Raw genomic sequence first — 20,674 nt, 5'->3', positions numbered from 1 at the left:
AAGGGCCGTCAGGTTTAATCGTTCAGCGACTGTTCGTTAACGTATTGCTCAATTTTTTTGGCGGCGTGATGATACGAGGCCTTGAGCGCGCCTACGGAGGTGCCGGATACTTCGGCCATCTGCTCGTAGGGCATTTCATCGTAGTAGCGCAGGTTAAATACTAGGCGCTGCTTGTCCGGGAGCCGCAGAATTGCTTTCTGCAGTTTCAGCTCTATTTCGTCGCCGGCTAGGCTTTCATCAGCTTCCAGCTTAGCCGTTAGCTCCGAGCCAACATCATTCAGGGGCAGGAAAAACTTGCGGCGCTTGCTCTGCAGCAGCGTCAGGCACTCATTGGTGGCAATGCGGTAAATCCAGGTGTAAAGCGAGGCATCTTGCCGGAAGTTCTCGAGGTGGTTCCAGACCTTGACGAACACGTCCTGCGTGAGGTCATCGGCATCATCGTGGTCGATAACCATCTTGCGCACATGCCAATACACCTTCTGCTGGTACTTGCGCACCAGCTGATTAAAGGCCACGTTGCGGGAGGCCGGGTCTCGGAATTTGGCAAGTATCTCCTGGTCTTCCAATCAGGGGAGCGGGTTAGGGGCGAGGGTTTGACGCGTTAGAGGGGGGAGTAGGGGCAAGGTTTAACGCGGGAAACGAATATATTGCTGCCCTATAGGGTAAAAACTAGCTATTCTGCTGTCTTACAACTATCTGGGTGTGTACTATGAAAATACGGTGTGGGCTTGTGATGCTCGGTCTGGGGTGGTTGAGCGCTGGGCAGGGGCTAGCGCAAGTAAAAGTATCAGAAGTAGAAATATGGGGCTTGCCCACCGGTACTACCACCGCTGACTTCGTGGCTAAGCTGAACCAGAACAAGCAAACCGTGTGCATGGCAACCATTAAGCCCATGGGCTTTCCGGATGCCACTGTCATCGGTCTGGATAATATCATGCTGGTTACGCTGCGCTCGCAACCTGCTAGGCCTTGTACTTCGCCAAACCCAGTTACGCCCATTACGTTGGCCCAACTGAATGCGGCCTGGCCGCTGCGCGAACTGCACACCATGGAGTTTCAGGCCGCTTTCCGGGCGTTGCCCGCCGCCGTAGCCCATGATACGGCAGCCGTAAACGGCATCCGGCGAAAATCTTCGCGGCTCCAAGAAGCTAATTTTCAGGCGGCGCTGGCGCACTTACAACGCCCGGAGGGCCTAGCATTTGCAGAAGCGCTGGCAGTATTGTGCAGCGCCGCCCCCGATAGTGTGCGCGAGAAAGCCACCGCGCAGCTTGCCGCTCGCCTCCAAACTCCCGACCAGGCCCGGCAGCTGCTGCCGTATCTGCGCGACTCGGAGGTAGGTGGGCGCCTGTTGCAGCTGGTGCGGGGCTTTTACCGCTATCAGCCCCCTAGTGCCGCCGGCTGGGCCCCGCTCATGCCCGAGATTGTAAAAGGCCTCAATAGCCCCGACCCCATTGTGGTATCGGGCCTAGCTATGTGGTTGGCCGAGCAGCACGTGCCGCGCACCTACACCCGCCAGTTGCTGACCAATGGTGCAACCACGCAGCTGGAAATCTTGCACGGCAAGCACCCCGACCTAGTCGTGTTCAAGCAGCAGCTGTATCCACTGCTCAGCCACCTGTCATCTACAGAAATCCGGGATGAGCAGGCGGCGCTGGCGTATCTGGGCAAGTTTAAGAAGCGCTAAGGGCTAGGATGCTTTCTGGGCTCAACCCTTACTTGGTGCTGAAGGCTACCCCAACCGTTACGTTGGTGTTGTCATTGGGCTTACCTTCCAGCACGCGCTTCTCAAAGGTATAGGAGTACGTGCTGGTGATGGCAAAACGGGGCGTAAAGCGCAAGGCCAGTGTAGAAAACTGCGTGACGCGGTAGTCGTCGCGGAAATTCTGGAGGTTGGGCTGGTAGAAGGTGGTAGAACTCAGGGTAAACACGCGGTAGGAATAGGCCACCTTCAGACGCGTGGAGTTGCGCGAGACGATGCGGCTAGTGCCATCCTGAAAGTACGTGGCTTCCCGAATCAGCAGGTTGCTTACGGCTACTTCCCGCCCTAGCGAATCGGAGTAGAAGGCCCAGCCCGGCCCGGCTCCCAGCTGAAACCGATTATCAATGCCGCGCAGGTTGCTCCGCTCGTAGCCCCCAATGCCGTAAAAGCGGAAGCGGCCTTTCCAGTAGTAGGGGGTAGCGTTGGCGCTCCATTCCCGCTCCTTCAGTACCCTGTCCTGCTTGCCATACGTGAAGCCGGCCGCAACCGGCGCTCCAAAGTGCAGCCCCCGCAGCAACGTAACGGCGTGCGAAGTAGCAAACAACGTGCGGTTAACGCCGCCCGCCGCATACTGCCCCGAAAGTTGGCCGGTGTACCGAATGATGGTTGTATCAGCTTGTTGGGCGTGGGCTGTACTGGCATCGGCGAGCAGAAGAACAGTGCTGCAAACCAGCAGAAGGAGATAAAAACGCATGCAGGCAGAGAGGCAAATTCCTCAAACGAAATGCAAGTATACAAGCCGAAGCGGAGGGGAGTTGAAACCGGAGTTGAAATAGAATATATACAAATGCTATTTTTAGCCCACAACCTTTCCCCTCACCTTATGAGCAATCTGATTCAGTTCGTCGCCAACCACGATGATTTATCCACTGATAAAGGCTTTCAGTTTAAGTTTTACTGCGACAAATGCCGGAACGGCCACATGTCGCGGTTTCAGCCCAACAGCATTGGTATTGCCGGGGAGCTGATGCGGGCCGCCGGCAGCCTTTTCGGGGGCAGCTTTTACGATGCGGGCACCGCTGCTTACCACGTGCAGCGCGCCATAGGCGGCAAAGCCCACGACGAAGCCTTGGAAAAAGCCGTGCAGGAAGGCAAGCAGTACTTTAAGCAATGCACCCGCTGCGGCCACTGGGTGTGCCCCGATGTATGCTGGAACCACAAAGCCGGCCTCTGCGAAGACTGTGCCCCCGACGAGCACGAGGAGCTGGCGGCGCAGCAACGGCAGGCGGCCAGCGAACAAATTCGCACCAAAACGCGCGAGCAGGACTACACCAAAGACCTGGATTTCCTTAACCGGGGCGGTATAGTGCAGTGCTCGAGTTGCAATGCCAAGCTCAGCCCTGGCCAGAAGTTCTGCCCGGAGTGCGGCACCCCAAACGCCACGGCCCAACCCAAGGAAAAATTCTGCGGCAGCTGCGGGGCAACCGTAAAAGCTGACCAACGCTTCTGCGCCGAGTGCGGGGCGAAGAACAGCTAACCCTACGCCGCGCTACTGCTCTATCATTCTGTAAGCCAGTCTATTGCTGTATACAGCTCACGTGCATTACTGTCGACCTGCAACCCGCGCAGCGTGCCGTATACGTAAAGTAAAACCTCGCCTAGTAAATCCGTAAAGAGAACTCCATGAAACTGGATATCGAATTCAGCGGGTTACCCCCAGCAGAAGCCGCTTTCTACGCGCGAGTTGGGTTGCAGCTAGATGTAATAACCCTCCCTGATATCAGTGAGTGGGTTGACGAGGTGCTGCTACGGGAGGATGAGCCGACTGATTTTTTCGTGGGCCTTTACCGTCTGGTGCATACCGCTAAGCCAGAAGTTCCTGGCTTTTTGGCTCATGCTTCCGAAGAGTCGTTTTCTGTGCGGCCCTGCTTGGGGTGGCTGCAGCAGCAACTGGCAGCGGGGGAGTGGTCGTTGGGGCAGCTTATCCGGTCGCTTTACCGCCTCCGGACCCTAGTAGAATCGGATAGGGAAGTAGGCTGGATTTATGGCCTGGCCGCAGACTACGAACGCGCCGCAGAAGGGGCACCCGAACTGATGCCGGACCTCTACCAGGAAACCCAGGCTTTTTTGGCTTGCTACCAAGACTATACATTTCAAAATCGGGCGCAGTGGCTGTATCTGGATGCTGTTCTGGAGCAGCGGTTGGCTAGCTTGCTCCAGTAGCCCAACCGGAGCCTATTAGCAAAAAGTCCCTGCCGCTAAAGGAGCAGCAGGGGCTTTTTGCTAGGGTGGGGCGAAGCCCAAACCTACTTCCGCCGGGCCATTACTTTCTCTACGGCGGCCACAATAGCCTGCTCGTTGAGGCCGTATTTCTCCATCAGCTGGTCAGGCGTGCCCGACTCGCCGAAGGAATCGTTTACGGCTACCATTTCCAGGGGCAGCGGCTCCTCGCGGGCCAGCAGCTGCGCAATGGAGTCGCCGAGGCCGCCATGCATCTGGTGCTCTTCGGCCGTTACTACGCAGCGCGTTTTGCGCGCCGATTCCAGAATCATCTGGGCATCAAGGGGCTTGATTGTGTGGATGTTGATGATTTCGGAGTTGATGCCTTTTTCGGCCAGCAGCTTGCCCGCCAGGATGGCCTTCCATACCAAGTGGCCGGTAGCGAAAATACTCACGTCGGTGCCTTCGTTCAGGAGCACGCCTTTACCTACTTCAAACGTCTGGTCAGCGGGGGTGAAATTGGGCACTACGGGGCGGCCAAACCGCAGGTACACCGGGCCTTCGTAGTCAGCAATGGCGATGGTGGCGGCTTTGGTCTGGTTGTAGTCGCAGGGGTTGATGACCGTCATGTGGGGTAGCATCTTCATCATCCCGATGTCCTCGAGAATCTGGTGCGTGGCGCCATCTTCGCCCAGCGTGAGGCCCGCATGCGACGCGCAGATCTTCACGTTTTTGCCTGAGTAGGCAATGCTCTGCCGAATCTGGTCGTACACGCGGCCTGTGCTGAAGTTGGCGAAGGTGCCCGTGAACGGAATTTTACCCCCAATGGTCAGGCCCGCAGCTAGGCCCATCATGTTGGCCTCGGCAATGCCCACCTGGAAAAAGCGCTCGGGATTATCTTTGATGAAGGCATCCATCTTGAGCGAGCCAATCAGGTCGGCGCACAGAGCTACTACGTTGGGGTTGGTTTTGCCCAGCTCTTGCAGGCCCGCGCCAAAGCCGCTGCGGGTATCTTTCGATTCGGTGTAGGGGAAGTCTTTCATGCTATTGGTAGGTTGGGAGTATGTCGTTTTTATCATTGCCATGCTTCAGCTGCGCGGATGCGCTAGATCAAGCATGGCCTTTTAGGTTCTGTTGGATACAAATCCAGCCGCTCGCGCCACGCTAGTCCCTCCGGTAGCTCAGCGGTGTTGAACTCCAGGTGAAGTACGCGGCGCGGACGGCTGCTGGTACTGCGGTGCGAAGCGTGCAGGAGCAGCGGTTTCATCAGCATCAGGCCACCTGCCGGAACGGCACAGACTACCGCCGATCCTGTGAAACCCGGAAGCTGATCGTTCGGGATAACGCCGTGCTGATGGGAACTAGGCACTACCCTTAAGGCGCCGTTGGTGGCGTCGCAATCATCAAGATGAAGGCGCAGCGTTACGGTGCGGTTTAGCACATCGGTAGGGGGTAGTACGGCCACTTCATCGCCCTTCACCGACCACGGGCCATACCCCGGCAGCTCCTTGCGGCAGTTTACGCTGATCATCACGTCCTGATGCCAGGCCACCAGCCAATTTGAGCCAGCAGGCTTGTCGAAGTAGATGGCTTTGGTCAGATGCGGAGTAGATTCGGGAAACAGCTCGTGCAATACGTTTCGCAACCTAGGCGTCAGAAGGGGCGCACGCAGTGCCGGAATTTCTGTGAGTAGGTTGCGGATGGCAAACACGTCGCGGCTCTGGCGGAAGTTGGCAGAAGTAGTTTCGGCGCTTTCGATAATGCCTAGCAGCCCGGCTATTTCTTCGGAGGAGAAAACATGGGCCAGCATGGCATACCCATTTTCAGCCAGCTCGGCTGCTAGCCCATCCAAGACGCTAAACTGAGGTGCTTCTATCATCGACCGAAAATGCTAACCGAGCTGGTTTGACCCGGCCGAATGGTGAAGTTGCGCACGTCGGTGTATTTGCTGCCGGTGGCGGTGGCGGTGCGGAACACGAGGCGATACGCACCCGGCTGCATGGGCAGGTTGATTTTGCTGCTACCCCCGTCCGGCAGGTTATACACCCACGTCTGCGACTCGTCGTTGTTGAGGCGGTAAATGCTGCCGTAGCCTTTCAGATCCGATATGATGTTCAGGATGCCGGGTGCTTCGTAGGTTACGGAAACCTCCTGGCCCTGCTTCACCGTGATGCGCCGGAGCTGGCGGGGCAGCGTCAGAAGCTCTACCTCATAGTTGCCGGCCAGCAGCTTTTGCTTGCTGCCGAAGGGTAGAGCCACTACTGTAGCGGGGTTGCCTTGCGCCCGCACCACCACCTGCACCTTGCCATAGGGATTGGGCGACAGATTAGGGCCTTGCAGCCACAGCGTGCCTTGCGGGGTTTTGTAGGTTAGCAAGTTGGCTTTGCCGGGCTTGATGGCCAGGTTCTGCTGGCGTACCGGCGGCACCGTGTTGATGATCAGGTCGTAGCTCTGCAAGGCGTCAATGTCGAGCACGTCGGGTTTGCCTTGGGCGTCGCGGTAGTGCACGTAGTTGTACTCCGGCTGCTCCGTGACGCTGTTTATAAACGTCATGTTCACATCCGACTCCACGGGGCGGCCCTGCGCATCGGTGAGGTTAATGGCCACAGTGGTTTTAGCCAGCGTTTGGGCCACTACATCATTGAGCACCGTCCGGAAGGTTTTCACGTCGGCGGCATTGTAGTATTGGCCCAGGCATTCCAGCTGCTTGCCAAATTCCCGCTCGGCCCCAATACCAATCACGAAGGGCTTCAGGAAAACCCGTTTCCGTTGCAGGGCCACGGCCGTAGCGCACGGGTCTCCCTTGCACGATTCCAAGCCATCGGTAATCAGAATCAGCACGTTGCGAGCTGTTTTGTCGGCCGGGAAATCAGCGGCCGATTGCAGCAGCGAGTACGTGATGGGCGTGTTGCCGCGCGGCTCAATGGATTTCAGCTTGGCCTTGATGGCGCCCGCGTTTTTAGGCGCGAAAGCCACTTCCAGCCTGGAGTCCTCGCAGTTGTTTTCTGATTTATCGTGCAGATGACCGTACACCCGCAGCCCCAACTCTAGGTTCGGGTAGGTGTTCAGGGAGTCGACCATGCGCGCCAGCATACTTTTGGCCACGTCCATGCGCGGCTTTCCTTCCCAGGGAGCCAACATGGAGCCCGAGGCGTCCAGCAAAAACAGAATGCGCGTGGTACGGGGTTTTTCCGGCGGTACGTTTTGGGCACGCGCAGGAGTTGCCAGCCCGAGCAGGGCTAGTAACAGCATTCCGTAGCATACCCAAAACGCGCGCGAGCTCATGCTTTGCAGGCTAAACCGACCTAGTAATCGGAGGCTTTCTCTACGATAAGCTGCTGCAGGGCTTTCTCCAGCTGCTCGTCGTTCGGTGCTACGCCGTGCCACTTGTGCGAACCCATCATGAAGTCGACACCGTAGCCCATTTGCGTATCCATCAGCACCATAATGGGCTGGCCCTGGCCGCTGAGCTGCAGGGCTTCCTCAATCGTGGGGAGCAGGGTTTCGAACTGGTTGCCATCGGTTTCGAGCACGCGCCAGTTGAAGGCTTCAAACTTGGCGCGCAGGTCGCCGAGGCCGCCGATTTTGTCGGTGGGGCCATCAATCTGCTGGCCGTTGCGGTCCACGAACGCAATCAGATTATCAACTTTGTGGTGCGGGGCGTACATGGCCGCTTCCCACACCTGGCCTTCCTGCAGCTCGCCGTCGCCCATCAGCACGAATACTTTGCGGTCGTCGCCGTTCAGCTTTTTGGCTTGCGCAGCGCCAATGGCTACGCTCAATCCTTGGCCTAGTGAGCCAGAGGCTACGCGCACGCCGGGCAGGTGCTCGTGGGTGGCGGGGTGGCCCTGCAACCGCGAGTTCAGCTTCCGGAACGTAGCCAGCTCGCTCACGGGGAAGTAGCCCGAGCGGGCTAGTACCGAGTAGAAAACCGGCGAAATGTGCCCATTCGACAGGAAAAACAGGTCCTGACCAACGCCATTCATATCGAAGGGCTGGGGCGTGTGCTTCATCACCTTGAAATACAGAGCCACCAGCAGATCGGTGCAGCCCAGGGAGCCACCGGGGTGGCCCGAGTTTACGGCGTGTACCATGCGCACAATGTCGCGGCGTACCTGGGAGGCAATCTGGTTTAGCTCGGCAACGGAGGTAGCAGCGCCCGGAGCGTGGGTTTCGGAAGAAGCGGCAAATGACGTATCCTGCGACATAAGGTCAGGTTGAATAAGGGGTTGGTGAGGCAAAGGTAGGAACTTGGGTGGGAGAGGAAAGCGAAGGTGGAACAGGCAAGGGCAAGGGCAAGGTAAGCGGGTGAAAACAGGCCGGCAGAAGTGCCAGGTAGCCCAAAACAAAAAAGCCCCGCCAACAGGGGGCGGGGCTTCTCCGGAACTACAGCAGCTGGGCGGCGTGGTTCTTGGTATCGACTTTGGTAATGACTTTCTCGAGAATGCCTTGCTCATCAATGAGGAAGGTGTAGCGCATGGTACCCATATACTTACGGCCGTACATCGATTTTTCCTGCCACACGCCGTAGGCTTCCACCAGCTTTTTATCCTCATCTACCAGCAGCGGAAACGGCAACTCGTGCTTGGTGGCAAACTTCAGGTGCGACTTTTCGGAGTCGATGCTCACGCCTAGTACCTGAATGCCGGCACTGAGCAGGCTTTGGTAATTGTCGCGGAGGTTGCAGGCCTGGGCGGTGCAGCCCGAGGTGTCGTCTTTGGGGTAGAAATACAGGGCCACTTTGCGGCCGGCGTAGTCCTGAAGACGGTGGATGGTGCCGTTTTGGTCGGGGGCTTCGAAGGCCGGAGCCAGCTCGCCAACGTGAGGTAAAGCCATTGCGCAGTTGTTTGCGCGAAGGTAGAACGGAAGTTTGGCTTGCGCTAATCCAAAGCGAGGCGTTTGTGCTAGGGTTTGCTGGTAATGGGCTGCGGCGTGAAGATGAGGTTCTCAACCGGGAAACCCAACTCGCGGGCGTGCGCCACCAGCCGGTCGCGGATGCTGCGCTCCATGTGGGGCGTGCGGCTCAGTATCCAGAGGTTTTTGCGCCCCGGCTCGCCTACCAACGCATAGCGGTAATCAGAAAGGTCCAGGTCCAGCACCCAGTAGTCGCCTTCAAAAGGCCAGAAAAACTGCACTTTAAGTTTGGCGTTGGTCTTGTCAACGGCGCGGGCGGTGCCGGTAACGGTTTCGGCGGGGCCATTAAGGCTTTCCTTATGGCAGGTGTTCACCACTTTCACCTTGCCATTGGGCTGCAGCTTGTACTGCGCCGTTACGTGCTGGCAGCCCTTCTCGAAGCGGGTAGGCAGGCGAGCTACTTCATACCAGAGGCCAGAGTATTTGTGCAGGTTTACGTGGTCTACGGTGGGCAGATGGGGCTGCAGTTTACGACGGGCATAGGAGTAGGCCGCCACCCCCGTAGTCAGGACGGCCGCTGCAGCGGCAAACAGAACGGGAGGACGGCGCTTGAGCAGGTTAGCCATACGAAGGGGAATAAAAGTGAATTGCTGGGTTTACGGGGCCAGCTACTCCTAAGATGCTGCCTACCATCAAGAAGACCGACTACTAGGCCCATGAAGCCACGCACCCGTACGTGGGTTTTAGGGGCGTACTATGACTATGGGCTGGTGCAGCCGGAAGTCAACAGTAGCAGTCGACTTGCGAGCGGCTTCGTATAGAAGGCGTTATCCTTTCTTTCCTGCATATGTTGCACCTGGAACAACTCACGCTCAATATCCCGGAAACTACCAAGCCGCGCGTTGTGATAATTGGCGGCGGCTTTGGAGCTGTTAATTTAACGAAACACCTGCCCGACTCGGAGTTTCAGGTAGTGATGCTAAGTAAGCAGCACTACCACGGCTTCTGGCCGCTGCTGTATCAGGTAGCCACGGCGGGTCTGGAGCCCGAGTCGATTGCCGAGCCCATCCGGAAACTGTTTGATGATCAAAAGGACTTTCACTTTCGCTTTGTGCGCGTCACGGGCGTAAATCCGGCCACCAAAACCGTCAGCACTCTTATTGGAGAGGTACGCTACGATTACCTGGTTATTGCCACCGGCACTAGATCAAATTACTTCGGCAACGAGCAAATTAAGCAGAACGCCTTCGGGCTCAAGCACCTAACCGATGCCGTAAACCTGCGCAGCCAGCTGCTGCAGAGCTTCGAGCAGGCCAACTTAACCCGCGATCCTGAGCTGCGCCAGAGCCTGCTCAATATTGTAATTGCCGGCGCTGGCCCAACGGGGGTAGAGCTGGCAGGCTCATTGGCCGAAATGCGTCAGCATGTGCTGCCCTGCGACTACCCGGGCCTCGATTTTAAACAGATGAACATTTACCTCGTCGATGGCTTGGACCGGGTGTTGCCGCCCATGTCGCCGGAATCGAGCCGACATACGCAGAAGTACCTGGAGGAGTTCGGCGTTATCATCAAGCTCAACAAGCTGGTGGATTCCTATGATGGGCAGACGGTGACGTTTAAAGACGGGGAGCAGATTAAAAGCCAGACGTTGGTGTGGGCCGCAGGGGTAACCGGCGCCACCATAGAGGGCCTGCCCGCCGAGACCTTGGAGCGGGGCCGCTACCTAGTAAATCAGTTCAACCAGTTGGCAGGCTTCGAGGACATTTTCGCCATCGGGGATGTGGCCTTAATGAAGACGGAGAAGTGGCCAAAAGGGCATCCGCAGGTGGCTCAGCCCGCCATTCAGCAGGGCCAGTTACTGGCGAAAAACCTGGTGCGCCAACGCCGCCAGCAGGCGTGGCAACCGTTTGAGTACTTCGATAAGGGCTCTTTAGCCATTGTGGGCCGCGCCCGCGCCGTGGCCGATTTGCCCGGAAACAAGAGCCTAAGTGGCTTTATTGCCTGGCTGGCGTGGCTGTTTGTACACATTTACTACCTAGTAGGCTTCCGCAACAAACTCATTGTGATGACGAACTGGCTGTATCGGTTCTTTACGTATCAGCGCGGCACCCGCATCATCATCCAGCCCTACATTCATCCCAGCGACAAAGTTGGGGCGGAGTATGCGCGGCATCATGCTGCTGATTAAAGCTACTAGCTAGCTACAACTGCCAAAGCCACGGGGCGATACTTAGGTTGAGTATCGCCCCGTGGCTTTGGTTTGAGTGTGAAGATAGCAGCCTTACAGCGTTACGTGAATCACCTTCTCGTTGCCGGCTTGGTCAGTGAGGCGCAGCGTGGCCGGCCCGCGCAGGGCGGGGCCGAGCTTGTCATCGCGCTCCGTAAAGAGGGTCGAGTTTTTGTGCTCGAAGCGCAGCATCCGAAACTGCCCATTCACCTCCAGCTTATAGCTGGCCAGGCCTGAAAGGTCGTCGCCTACCTTAAATACCACGCCTCCGAGGCCCCGGCTGATGAGGCGAGCCGATGGCGGAACGGTATCAGTAAGAATGCGAAACTGGCCAAAGGTTTTGATGGGCGCCGTGATGGTATTGCCCTGCCATTTGCCGCCTACGTACGCTCGCCCACCCTTGGCCGTAACGCTGTAAATAGCTGAACGGGCTTGGTCCAGCACTGGGGTTTCGGGCTTAAGCGTGAGCGCCAAGGTATGGTACAGCGGCGTACGGGGTTGGTGCACCGTCCAGAGGCCCGCCTTATAGCTGGTCTGGATGTAGAGGGTGTCGTACAATGTTTGGGGGCCAAAACCCAGGTTTAGGTTCGTCGTTGAGAAGCCAAACTCCTGCCCCGAAGGAATCAGGGCCTGCCGCTCAAAGCGCTTGGTAATGTTGCCAAACTGCAGGGAGTCGGGCCGGCCGGCGCGCAAATCGTAGAGGTACACGTTCTGGCTTTGCTCCGTGTAGCTGGGCTTGAGCGTAAGGCGGCGGCTTCCCTTAAACAAGGTTAGGTTTCCACTTACAGCAGCGGTGTCGGGGTCGGCGGCGGTGGCTACCAGCAGGTTGCGGCTGATATCGTAGCGTAGGGCCGGGGTTTTTACGGCGGCCGAGCGGGTTTTGTGGTACGTTGGCTCCTGCCCACGCAGCACAAAGCGCAGCGGCGTGGTGTTGCCATACGAGTCGCTCATCTTAACCTCCACGCTATAGGTTTTGCCGGCTTCCACGCGCAGCTTGCCTTTCTCGGGGCCGGCGGTATAAATGCTCAGGTCGTTGCCATCATCTACGAACAGCTTTTCCAGCTGTCGGCCCTGGGTTGCCCGCCACTCGTAATCCATGTGCTGGTTTACTTGCCGCGAGCCATCCGGAAACGGAATGTTATCCACCACATGGCTGTAGAGCGGCTGTCCGTTTACTAGCACCTCCACCTTCTGAAACCCGTTTTTATTCCAGGCCTGATCAAACCGGTCGAAGCCCTGGACTAACAGCCCCACGGTGCCATAGGCCGGAATGGTATCGGCCCACACGTAGCCACCCCCACCCTGCAGCGGGGGCGCCTTTGGTACAAATACTGCCTTCCCAAAGCGGCCCTGCACCCGGCTCTCAATGCCCAGCGCCTCCACAGCAAATGCCTGCAGACTAGGTGCCACATGGTCCTGAATCTCGGTAAAGCCGCCCCACTGCAAGGGGTTTAGCTGGTTATCGTCGGCGGTGCGCACTTCCCAGTGCAAGTGTGGCCCCGCGGAGCCGCCCGTATTACCCGAAAGCGCCACCACCTCGCCTCGCTTCACGGGGAACTGCTCGGGCTTGAAGAACAGCTCCAGCTCATAGGTCTGCTTTTCGTACTGGCGTCGGCGCATTTCCTCGGCCACCGGCCCCCGGAAATGGTTGAGGTGCCCATACACCGTAACCAGGCCATTGGGGTGCGTGATGTAGAGCACGTTGCCGTAGCCGTAGCTGCTCTGCTTCATCCGGGAGATGTAGCCATCGGCGGCGGCATATACGGGCAAATCTACGGTGCCATCGGTCTTGATGTCGAGGCCGCCGTGGAAGTGATTGGGGCGTAGCTCACCCATGCTGGCGGCCAGAAAATTCTGCTTGCCCGGCTTAATCGGGAAAAGAAAGTAGCCTGGCGTTACGGCTGGGCGCGGGCCGGGGCCCGGAGGCTGGGCGGCTTTGGGTTTCTCCGTTGAGTCGGGCTGGTGGCTGCCGCAGGCGGCGGGCTGCAACCCCATCAGCAACAGAATAGGCAACGCCACACTTAGCAGGAGGCGCGGCCGGTTATTCAATATGGCAGGCATTCAACAAGTAATCAGCAGGAAAAAGAAGGCGGCCGCAGGGCCTCTTTAGCAGAGGCTAGCCATTATCGTGCCTCCCAGGCCAGCAGCCAGGGAAGACGGTGCCCTCTCAGGAAAAAAGACTAGGGGTTACTTTACGGCCAAGTCCAGTAGTTTCTCGTCGGCCAGGTAGCCCGTCAGTTGGTCGCCGATTTTCACCGGACCTACGCCGCTGGGCGTACCCGTGAAAATCAGGTCGCCCATTTTGAGGGTAATAAACTGGGATATGTAGCTGATGATCTTGTTGAAATCATGCAGCATCAGGCCCGAGTTGCCTTGCTGGCGTACCTCGCCGTTTACCTCCAGCCGGAAGTCAATATTCTTCAGATCAGGGAAGGCAGCTACCGGCTTAAACTCCTGCGAGATTGGCGCCGAGCCATCAAAGCCTTTCGCCAGCTCCCAGGGTAAGCCCTTGCTTTTCAGCTTGCTCTGCAGGTCGCGGGCCGTGAAGTCGATGCCCAGTCCGATGGCATCGAAGTACGTGGGGGCAAATTTCTCGTCGATGTTCTTGCCGTTTTTGCAGATGCGTAGTACCAGCTCTATTTCGTGGTGAATGTCTTGGGAGAAATCGGGCATGAAAAACGGCTGGTTGCGCTGGAGCAGGGCCGTATCGGGCTTGGCAAAAATGACGGGAGCGTCCGGCGTTTCGTTCTGGAGTTCAGCTATATGTTCAGCGTAGTTGCGGCCGATGCAGAGTATTTTCATGGCAGGTAAGCGGGTGCGGGCGTTGGGTGGGTTCAGGCAACAAAAGACCCTAGTACTGGTAAAGCGAGCTTTTGCCGCTGCGGGTGCCTAGGGGCCTGTACCCTTAAAAGCCAAAAATAGCGTTTAATTCGCGGCCCCGAAACCCTTGTTTGGTCAGCTCCACGCTATGCGCCGGGCGGCGGCAAACATTTTGCCTGCTGCCTCACGTATAGCAACTCACCAACCCGGGCCCACTCCAGGGCATGTCCTACGCCGCAGCCCGGATAGGTCTCTCCTCCTTTTTACTTACGTGCATATGAAATTCCAAAATCTTGCGTTGGCCGGCTGTCTGTTTCTGTCGGCGGCCTGCTCCACCGTACCCATTACGGGCCGGCGGCAGCTCAGCCTTGTTTCGGATACAGAAATGAACACCATGGCCGCCACGGAATACCAGAAGGTGCTGTCATCCAGCCAGGTAGTGAGCAGCGGTACTCAAGCTCAAATGGTGAAGCGGGTGGGTCAACGCATTCAGCAGGCCGTAGAAAGCTACTTCCGCCAACAGGGCCAGCAGGCACAGCTGGAAGGTTACCAGTGGGAGTTTAACCTCATCAATGATAAGCAGGAAAACGCGTGGTGTATGCCCGGCGGCAAAGTAGCCGTGTACACCGGTATTCTGCCCATCACGCAAGATGAAACCGGCCTAGCCGTGGTAATGGGCCACGAAATTGCCCACGCCGTAGCGCGTCACAGCTCCGAGCGCATGAGCCAGCAGATGGCCACGCAGGGCCTGGGCGGTGTGGTATCGACGGCGGTAGGCCAGAACCCAACGGCTATCCAGAATGTGTTTTTGCAGGCCGTAGGAGTAGGCTCCTCGTTAGGAATGCTGAAATATGGCCGCAACCAAGAGTCGGAGGCCGACCGCCTAGGCCTTATATTTATGGCCATGGCAGGCTACAACCCCGATGATGCCGTAGCGTTCTGGCAGCGCATGGCGGCCCGCGAAAACGCTGCCTCGCCTCCGGAATTCCTGTCAACTCACCCCTCCAACGACACGCGCATTGCTGACATTCAGAAGCAATTGCCCGAGGCCCGTACGTATTATAAAGGCCGCTAAACGTGGTCTGCTGAAATTGCTACTAATGAATCGTTTCCTGCGTTATATATCTTCTCCACTGCTAGGGGTGGCATTGCTGCTAACCGGCCTGAGCGCCTGCGAAACCACTAAGCGCGGCTTTCCGGAGGTTAGCTCGCCTTCCACCGACCAAGACGTGGTAAACCGGCGCAAGCTGGAAGCTACCAGCAAACAGGTGGCTGCCGTCTCGGAAGGGAAAATCCAGTTTATTGTACCCCGCGAGCAGTTGTCGGCCGCCTTTACCCGCGAGTTCGGCGACGGCACCGCCATCGATAAAACGGTGATTCGGAAAGTGCAGGAAACGCCCAAAGACAAAGCCATTTACTATCTGGTGGGCATGGGGCTGCGCAACGGCATGTACCGGGCCATGGCCTTGCCCTTGCAAACTTCCTCTGACAATAGCCTGTACCTGACCTCCAACGCGGCCCGCTACATTATAACGGGCGTGGGGTGCACGTTCTGCTTTTTCAACTTCGAGAAAAACGAAATTGTGGGCACTACCTGCGAGGAAAACACCGGCGGCAGCAGCTGCGACCTGCGCGTAGAAGAAACCAACAGCTTTTTCCCCCGTCGGTAGCCATGCTCAGTCGCAAATGGATTATGCGCCTTTCGCTTACGGCCCTTGCCCTACTGGTAACTACTGACCGGCGCCGCCCTAAACCCGAGCCACCAAAGCCACAGAATACATAAGCAAAAAGGCCCGTCAGAAATGGCGGGCCTTTTTGTGGGTACAAACGAAAAACCAGGCTTACGCCAGCCCTTCCTGTACCAGCTCCACGAAGCGCGCAATGCGGTTTACCAGCAGGTCGGGGTTGACCTTCTCGAGCGGGTGTGGGGTGTTCATGAGGATTTCGAAGGTAGCGCGCGGCATATGGTCGACGTAATACTGGGAGGCATCTACGCCAGCCGTTTTGTCAAGCTCACCTACCAGCACCTGCACGGGTACTTCCAGCCGTGCTAGGTTCGTAGTTGTGAGCAGGGGGGCTTCACCGAGGTTGCGCATCAGGGAAGAGGTAGCGGCTAGCAGTTCTGGTAGCGGGGTAGGCGCATGGAGCTTTTCAAGTTGCTCAGCAAACAGCGGGACCTTTTCGCGCATTTTCTCCGCGTCCAGAAAGCGTGTTTCGGCTACAGCCGTGGCCGGCGACCAGTCGAACTTAGTGCCTAGGGTAGTGATGCTGCTGAACAGTTCGGGTGCCTCAGTGGCCGCCGCCAGCGCCGCGTAGCCACCCATGCTGTACCCAAACACGTGCACCGGTGGCAAGGTGTTGTCCCGAATAAACGCCATGACCTCGCGGGCCATGTGTTTCATGGTAAACTCATTGGCCACCAGTGGCTTGCCTCCGTGTCCTGCAAAGGAAAACGAAAGCACATTATAGAAGGGGGGCAGCTCCCGCGCCAATGACTTCAGCTGAGCTTCAGAGGCCAGGGCCCCGTGCAGAAGCAGAATAGTATGTTTCATGTAGTAGGGAGCCGGGGTACTAGCCTCTGCCACAGGCCAAACCGCTCAAAAGGCGGTTTAACCCATAGCGGCACCTAGTGCCCGTGGCCCCGTGCGGGCGGTTACTTGGTCACTTCGGTGGCTAGCTCCGTCAGGTTCAGCCCGTCAAAAGTGCCCGACGACATCATTAACAGGTTGGCATCCTGCCAGTTTTGAGCGTGCAGAAAATCAGCTAGCTGCCGGCTATCAGTAAACACCTGCAGATCGGGGCGCTGGAAGGCTTGCTGCACCGCTGCCGGCGGCAGCGCAGGGAGGCGCTTGTGTTCCAGCACATGCGGGTTAAAGTACACCACGGCCACATCGGGCGTATCAAAGGTGTGGGCGTACTGGGGCAGGAACTCCGGGTTGAGGGAGCTGAACGTGTGCAACTCCAGGCAGGCCACCAGCTTGCGCTTCGGGAACTGCTTTTTGAAGGCCGAGGCCGTGGCTTTGAGCTTGCTGGGGGCGTGCGCAAAATCCTTGTACACTACGGAGTTGTCTCCTTCCTTTACCAACTCCAGGCGGCGGGCTGCTCCTTTAAACGAGCCTAGGGCTTCGTAGAAATCCTTGCCCTTGATGCCGAGCTGCTTACATACTTCCTTGGCTGCCGAAATATTGCGCAGGTTATGCTCGCCGAACACCTTCACGGGTACTTCCTCGTCGCGCTTGGTGAGCAAGAACGTCTTGCCGTCGCGGATAACGTGCTCATGCGGGCCGTAGCCGATATAGGTTACATCGGGGTTGCTAGGCACCGTTACCAGCTGAACCTGTTCGTCGTCCTGGTCATAGATGAGCGTACCCGCTTTGGGCGTCATCTCCGCAAAAATCTTGAACTGCTCGCGGTAGATTTCCTCCGTTGGGAACACGTTGATGTGGTCCCAGCTGATGCCGGAAATAACGCCGATGTGGTGCTGGTACAAATGAAACTTGGGCCGCCGGTCAATCGGCGACGACAGGTATTCATCCCCCTCAATAATGATAATGGGAGCATCTTCCGTGAGCTGCACCATCAAATCGAAGCCTTCCAGCTGGGCGCCCACGGCATAATCAAATTTGCGCTTATGGTAGCGCAAAACGTGCAGTATGAGGGAGGTAATGCTGGTTTTACCGTGTGAGCCGCCTATAACGATGCGCTGCTTATTCTTTGAGGCCTCGTAGATATACTCCGGAAACGAGTACACCCGCAGCCCTAGCTCCTGGGCTTTTAGCAGCTCTGGGTTGTCTTGGCGGGCATGCATGCCTACAATTACGGCATCGAGGTCGGCGGTGATTTTCTCTGGAAACCAGCCTTCTTGGGCCGGCAGCAGCCCAGCAGCCGTAAGTCGGCTTTTGGCCGGCTCAAAAATCTCATCATCGGAGCCCGTAACGTGGGCGCCGCTTTTGTGCAAGGCCAGGGCCAGATTGTGCATAATACTGCCCCCGACGGCAATCAGGTGCAAACGTTGGAGCGAAGAAGGAGTAGCGGCCATTCAGGAAATAGATAAGCAGGCGGCAAAGGTAAGCTGATTGGGTGAGAGGTGCAGAGGCGCGGGGCTAGGGGGCATAAAAAGCCCAACTAGCCCATAAAGAATACTTAGAAAGATTGGTCGGCTACACCTCGGTCAATCTGAAAAGAAACCTTTCCCCGCCATTCCAGATTGTAAGCCTCAGCCGTTAGCTTTGTACCCCTTTGCGAAAAATTGGGCGGCATGCCGAAGGAAATTTCTCGATGCATCTGTACAAACCGCCCAAGCTGCTTACCTTGTAGTGCTTACTTAAGTGATGAACGACCGGATGGATGACCGCCTAAAACTATCGGCCTCGCGGGCCAAAGCTGCCTGGAACAGCCGCCCCTCGGCCGTTCCAATGGGCGGTCCGGCGGGCAAGTTGCCCCCCCAGGCCCTGGAGCTGGAGGCCGCTGTGCTAGGTGCCCTCATGCTCGAAAAGGATGCCCTCACCACCGTTATTGATATTCTGAAGCCCCAGAGCTTCTACAAAGACGGCCATCAGCGCATTTTCAAGGCCATTCTGAACCTGTTCGACAAGTCGGAGCCGATTGATATTCTGACGGTTACGCACGAGCTGCGCGAAATGGGCGAGCTGGAGTCGGCGGGGGGCGCGCACTACGTGGCCAATCTCACCTTCAAGGTAAACTCGGCGGCCAACATCGAGTACCACGCCCGCATTATCACCGAAAACGCCATCAAGCGGGAGCTGATTAACATTGCCAGCACCATTCAGCGCGACGCGTTTGAGGACACAACCGACGTGTTTAACCTGCTGGATAGCACTGAACAATCGTTGTTTGAGGTGTCGGAGTCGAACATTCGCAAGAACTTCGACGATATGCGCAGCCTGATGGGTAAGGCCATTAAGGAACTGGAAGAAAAGAAAGATCAGAAGGATGGCCTCACGGGCGTGCCTAGTGGCTTCTCGGCCCTCGACCGCGTAACCAGCGGCTGGCAACCCTCTGACTTGGTGATTATTGCGGCCCGCCCCGGTATGGGTAAAACCGCTTTTGTAGTCTCGGCCATGCGTAACGCGGCCGTGGAGTTTAAAAAGCCGGTGGCCATTTTCTCGCTGGAAATGTCGTCGCTGCAGTTGGTAAATCGTCTGATTTCGGCGGAAGCGGAGCTCGACTCTGAAAAGATTAAGAAGGGCAACCTGGCCGACTACGAGTGGGCTCAGCTCAACCACAAGATTTCAGCCCTGTCGTCGGCGCCCATTTATATCGACGATACGCCCGGCCTTAGCATCCGGGAGTTGCGCACCAAATGTCGCCGCCTTAAGGCCCACCACGACATCCAGATGATCATCATCGACTACCTGCAGCTGATGACGGGTAACACGGATGGCAAGGGTGGGGGCAACCGCGAACAGGAAATTGCCTCTATTTCGCGGGCTCTGAAGGGTATTGCCAAGGAACTGAACGTGCCGGTGCTAGCCCTGTCGCAGCTCTCACGCTCCGTAGAAACTCGCGGCGGCGACAAAAAGCCGCAGCTCAGTGACCTTCGGGAATCGGGCTCGATTGAGCAGGACGCTGACATGGTAATTTTCTTGTATCGACCTGAATACTACAAGATTACCGAAGATGAAATGGGTAACCCAACCCAGGGTACCGGCGAAGTTATCATTGCCAAGCACCGAAACGGCTCTTTGGAGACGGTGCAGCTTAAGTTTATCGGCCGCTTTACCAAGTTTGCTGACCTAGACGGAGCGGGCGGTTTCGGTGATGCTGGCTTCAACCCCGGCGCCTTCCCAAGCAGCACCTTCGATGACGACGCTTCAGGTTTTGCACCGAATACCATTCGCTTGGGCTCCCGCATTAACAACGACGGCCCGCCGCCCGCGCAGCCCTTCCCCCGCAGCAACTTCGATGATGGCCCGCCGCCCTTTTAACCGGCTCAGGCTCAACCATACAAGCAAAAAGCGCCTCCGGATTACTCCGGAGGCGCTTTTCGTTTTTCACTAGGCCGTTGGCTTGCAATAAGCCGGCTTAGCGGTTACTCTATACTTCGCTGCCAAAGTCGTTGTCGTAGCTGCGGCCACCATCAGAGGAACTGCTGCCCCGGTAGCCAGTGCTGCGGTTCGCCATAGATGATTGGTTGGTTGAGCCAGACCCGGAGCCGTAGCCGGAAGACGAGCTAGTGCCCGACGACTTGCCGGAATTGCCCGACTGGTAGCTGCCCCCTGCTCGCGACTGGTTTTCACGATCGAAGCCGCTAGTTGATGAGCTGCCGGAACCCATATCGGAGCGGCGGCTGGAGTCAGACTGAGAGTTGTAAGAGCCGTAGGGCTTGTTGCCGGCACTGTATTTCTGTTCAGAATGGCCATAATCAGAACTGCTGCCCCTCGGGGTACCGGAGCCGCCAGCGTATCTGTCAGAGTATTTGTCTGATTTAGAGGATTTACCTGAGCGCAAGGCCAAGTATCCGATGCCCGCCAAGGCTACGGCCCCTGCTACTTTTTGCGTGGTGCTCCACTTATTGATTTGCTCCCAGGAGTTAGGCAGGAAATCACGAACGCCCTGTGGCAACTGATCCATTACCTTTTGCAGGCCTGCTTGCTCCATCCAGTTCTTGCTTCCGCCCGATGATTCGCGGCTCGAAGAAGGGTTGTTGGAGGAAGTATGGCTAGCAGAAGAAGAGGAATCGGTGTTGGATTTATTCTGATTTCCGGCAGAAGATGCCTGAGGATTCTGGTTTTGGCCGGCGGCTGATGACGAGCTACCGGTAGCATTGCTTGAGGTGGGATTGGCAGATTGGTTGGGTTCCATGATAGTTGTGTTAAAGGTACATACTAGAA

Annotated in this window: 20 protein-coding genes; 7 read left to right on the top strand and 13 right to left on the bottom strand. The window is 57.2% G+C overall.

Translation table 11 applies throughout. The features are described from left to right. Window positions 1-14: 14 nt before the first annotated feature. Window positions 15-566, bottom strand: coding sequence for an RNA polymerase sigma factor (locus tag ACYVHC_RS14155; protein WP_460614408.1), 552 nt, complete (start codon window positions 564-566; stop codon window positions 15-17). Window positions 567-709: 143 nt separating this feature from the next. Here ACYVHC_RS14155 and ACYVHC_RS14150 point away from each other — a divergent pair, with 143 nt between their 5' ends. Beyond that, window positions 710-1,684 (top strand): hypothetical protein, encoded by a 975-nt coding sequence (locus tag ACYVHC_RS14150; RefSeq protein WP_460614407.1) that lies wholly within the window; start codon window positions 710-712, stop codon window positions 1,682-1,684. A gap of 28 nt (window positions 1,685-1,712) precedes the next feature. Here the strand turns inward: ACYVHC_RS14150 and ACYVHC_RS14145 are convergent, their stop codons facing one another. Continuing rightward, window positions 1,713-2,453 (bottom strand): DUF481 domain-containing protein, encoded by a 741-nt coding sequence (locus ACYVHC_RS14145; protein WP_460614406.1) that lies wholly within the window; start codon window positions 2,451-2,453, stop codon window positions 1,713-1,715. 129 nt (window positions 2,454-2,582) lie between these two features. Between ACYVHC_RS14145 and ACYVHC_RS14140 the strand changes: the two genes are divergently transcribed. After that, window positions 2,583-3,236: a zinc ribbon domain-containing protein gene (locus ACYVHC_RS14140; RefSeq protein ID WP_460614405.1), complete on the top strand. Its 654-nt coding sequence runs from the start codon at window positions 2,583-2,585 to the stop codon at window positions 3,234-3,236. Between the two features lie 146 nt (window positions 3,237-3,382). Then, entirely contained in the window at window positions 3,383-3,922 is a 540-nt protein-coding gene (locus tag ACYVHC_RS14135) for a hypothetical protein (protein WP_460614404.1), read from the top strand. A gap of 83 nt (window positions 3,923-4,005) precedes the next feature. Here the strand turns inward: ACYVHC_RS14135 and ACYVHC_RS14130 are convergent, their stop codons facing one another. The 6 genes from ACYVHC_RS14130 to ACYVHC_RS14105 form a co-directional block, all read right to left on the bottom strand. Continuing rightward, window positions 4,006-4,962 carry a transketolase family protein gene (locus tag ACYVHC_RS14130; RefSeq protein ID WP_460614403.1) on the bottom strand — a complete coding sequence of 319 codons (957 nt, stop codon included), beginning with the start codon at window positions 4,960-4,962 and terminating at the stop codon, window positions 4,006-4,008. Window positions 4,963-5,024: 62 nt separating this feature from the next. Further along, the gene (locus tag ACYVHC_RS14125) at window positions 5,025-5,798 is read right to left on the bottom strand and encodes a phytanoyl-CoA dioxygenase family protein (RefSeq protein WP_460614402.1); all 774 of its coding nucleotides are present in this window, start codon (window positions 5,796-5,798) and stop codon (window positions 5,025-5,027) included. Continuing rightward, on the bottom strand, window positions 5,795-7,204 hold the full coding sequence (locus ACYVHC_RS14120) for a vWA domain-containing protein (protein ID WP_460614401.1): 1,410 nt from the start codon (window positions 7,202-7,204) through the stop codon (window positions 5,795-5,797). The genes ACYVHC_RS14125 and ACYVHC_RS14120 overlap by 4 nt, the downstream gene beginning before the upstream one ends. Window positions 7,205-7,224: 20 nt before the next feature. Continuing rightward, the gene (locus ACYVHC_RS14115) at window positions 7,225-8,127 is read right to left on the bottom strand and encodes a transketolase (protein WP_460614400.1); all 903 of its coding nucleotides are present in this window, start codon (window positions 8,125-8,127) and stop codon (window positions 7,225-7,227) included. Window positions 8,128-8,305: 178 nt separating this feature from the next. Then, window positions 8,306-8,755 (bottom strand): peroxiredoxin, encoded by a 450-nt coding sequence (gene bcp / locus ACYVHC_RS14110; protein ID WP_460614399.1) that lies wholly within the window; start codon window positions 8,753-8,755, stop codon window positions 8,306-8,308. A gap of 68 nt (window positions 8,756-8,823) precedes the next feature. Next, window positions 8,824-9,399 carry a lipocalin family protein gene (locus tag ACYVHC_RS14105; RefSeq protein ID WP_460614398.1) on the bottom strand — a complete coding sequence of 192 codons (576 nt, stop codon included), beginning with the start codon at window positions 9,397-9,399 and terminating at the stop codon, window positions 8,824-8,826. Window positions 9,400-9,620: 221 nt separating this feature from the next. On the opposite strand from ACYVHC_RS14105, the gene ACYVHC_RS14100 reads away from it, so the two are divergent. Beyond that, window positions 9,621-10,961, top strand: a complete 1,341-nt coding sequence (locus tag ACYVHC_RS14100) for an NAD(P)/FAD-dependent oxidoreductase (RefSeq protein ID WP_460614397.1) — start codon at window positions 9,621-9,623, stop codon at window positions 10,959-10,961. A 93-nt stretch (window positions 10,962-11,054) separates the two neighbouring features. Here the strand turns inward: ACYVHC_RS14100 and ACYVHC_RS14095 are convergent, their stop codons facing one another. Next, window positions 11,055-13,061 carry a M23 family metallopeptidase gene (locus tag ACYVHC_RS14095; RefSeq protein ID WP_460614396.1) on the bottom strand — a complete coding sequence of 669 codons (2,007 nt, stop codon included), beginning with the start codon at window positions 13,059-13,061 and terminating at the stop codon, window positions 11,055-11,057. Window positions 13,062-13,187: 126 nt separating this feature from the next. Further along, on the bottom strand, window positions 13,188-13,802 hold the full coding sequence (locus tag ACYVHC_RS14090; protein ID WP_460614395.1) for a fumarylacetoacetate hydrolase family protein: 615 nt from the start codon (window positions 13,800-13,802) through the stop codon (window positions 13,188-13,190). 295 nt (window positions 13,803-14,097) lie between these two features. On the opposite strand from ACYVHC_RS14090, the gene ACYVHC_RS14085 reads away from it, so the two are divergent. Together ACYVHC_RS14085 and ACYVHC_RS14080 are read left to right on the top strand one after the other, a co-directional pair. Then, window positions 14,098-14,895, top strand: coding sequence for a M48 family metallopeptidase (locus ACYVHC_RS14085; protein WP_460614394.1), 798 nt, complete (start codon window positions 14,098-14,100; stop codon window positions 14,893-14,895). 25 nt (window positions 14,896-14,920) lie between these two features. Continuing rightward, complete coding sequence (locus ACYVHC_RS14080) at window positions 14,921-15,490, top strand: hypothetical protein (protein WP_460614393.1); 570 nt, start codon at window positions 14,921-14,923, stop codon at window positions 15,488-15,490. 171 nt (window positions 15,491-15,661) lie between these two features. Here the strand turns inward: ACYVHC_RS14080 and ACYVHC_RS14075 are convergent, their stop codons facing one another. Both ACYVHC_RS14075 and ACYVHC_RS14070 read right to left on the bottom strand, forming a co-directional pair. After that, window positions 15,662-16,372, bottom strand: a complete 711-nt coding sequence (locus tag ACYVHC_RS14075) for an alpha/beta fold hydrolase (RefSeq protein ID WP_460614392.1) — start codon at window positions 16,370-16,372, stop codon at window positions 15,662-15,664. 101 nt (window positions 16,373-16,473) lie between these two features. Then, window positions 16,474-17,859, bottom strand: coding sequence for a UDP-N-acetylmuramate--L-alanine ligase (locus tag ACYVHC_RS14070; protein WP_460614391.1), 1,386 nt, complete (start codon window positions 17,857-17,859; stop codon window positions 16,474-16,476). 376 nt (window positions 17,860-18,235) lie between these two features. On the opposite strand from ACYVHC_RS14070, the gene dnaB reads away from it, so the two are divergent. Next, window positions 18,236-19,768, top strand: a complete 1,533-nt coding sequence (dnaB, locus tag ACYVHC_RS14065; RefSeq protein WP_460614773.1) for a replicative DNA helicase — start codon at window positions 18,236-18,238, stop codon at window positions 19,766-19,768. A gap of 109 nt (window positions 19,769-19,877) precedes the next feature. Here dnaB and ACYVHC_RS14060 read toward each other — a convergent pair whose 3' ends face one another. Next, window positions 19,878-20,645 (bottom strand): hypothetical protein, encoded by a 768-nt coding sequence (locus ACYVHC_RS14060; protein WP_460614389.1) that lies wholly within the window; start codon window positions 20,643-20,645, stop codon window positions 19,878-19,880. Window positions 20,646-20,674: the final 29 nt, after the last annotated feature.

Source organism: Hymenobacter seoulensis (assembly GCF_054780535.1).
This window is presented reverse-complemented; position numbering and strand designations above follow the sequence as displayed.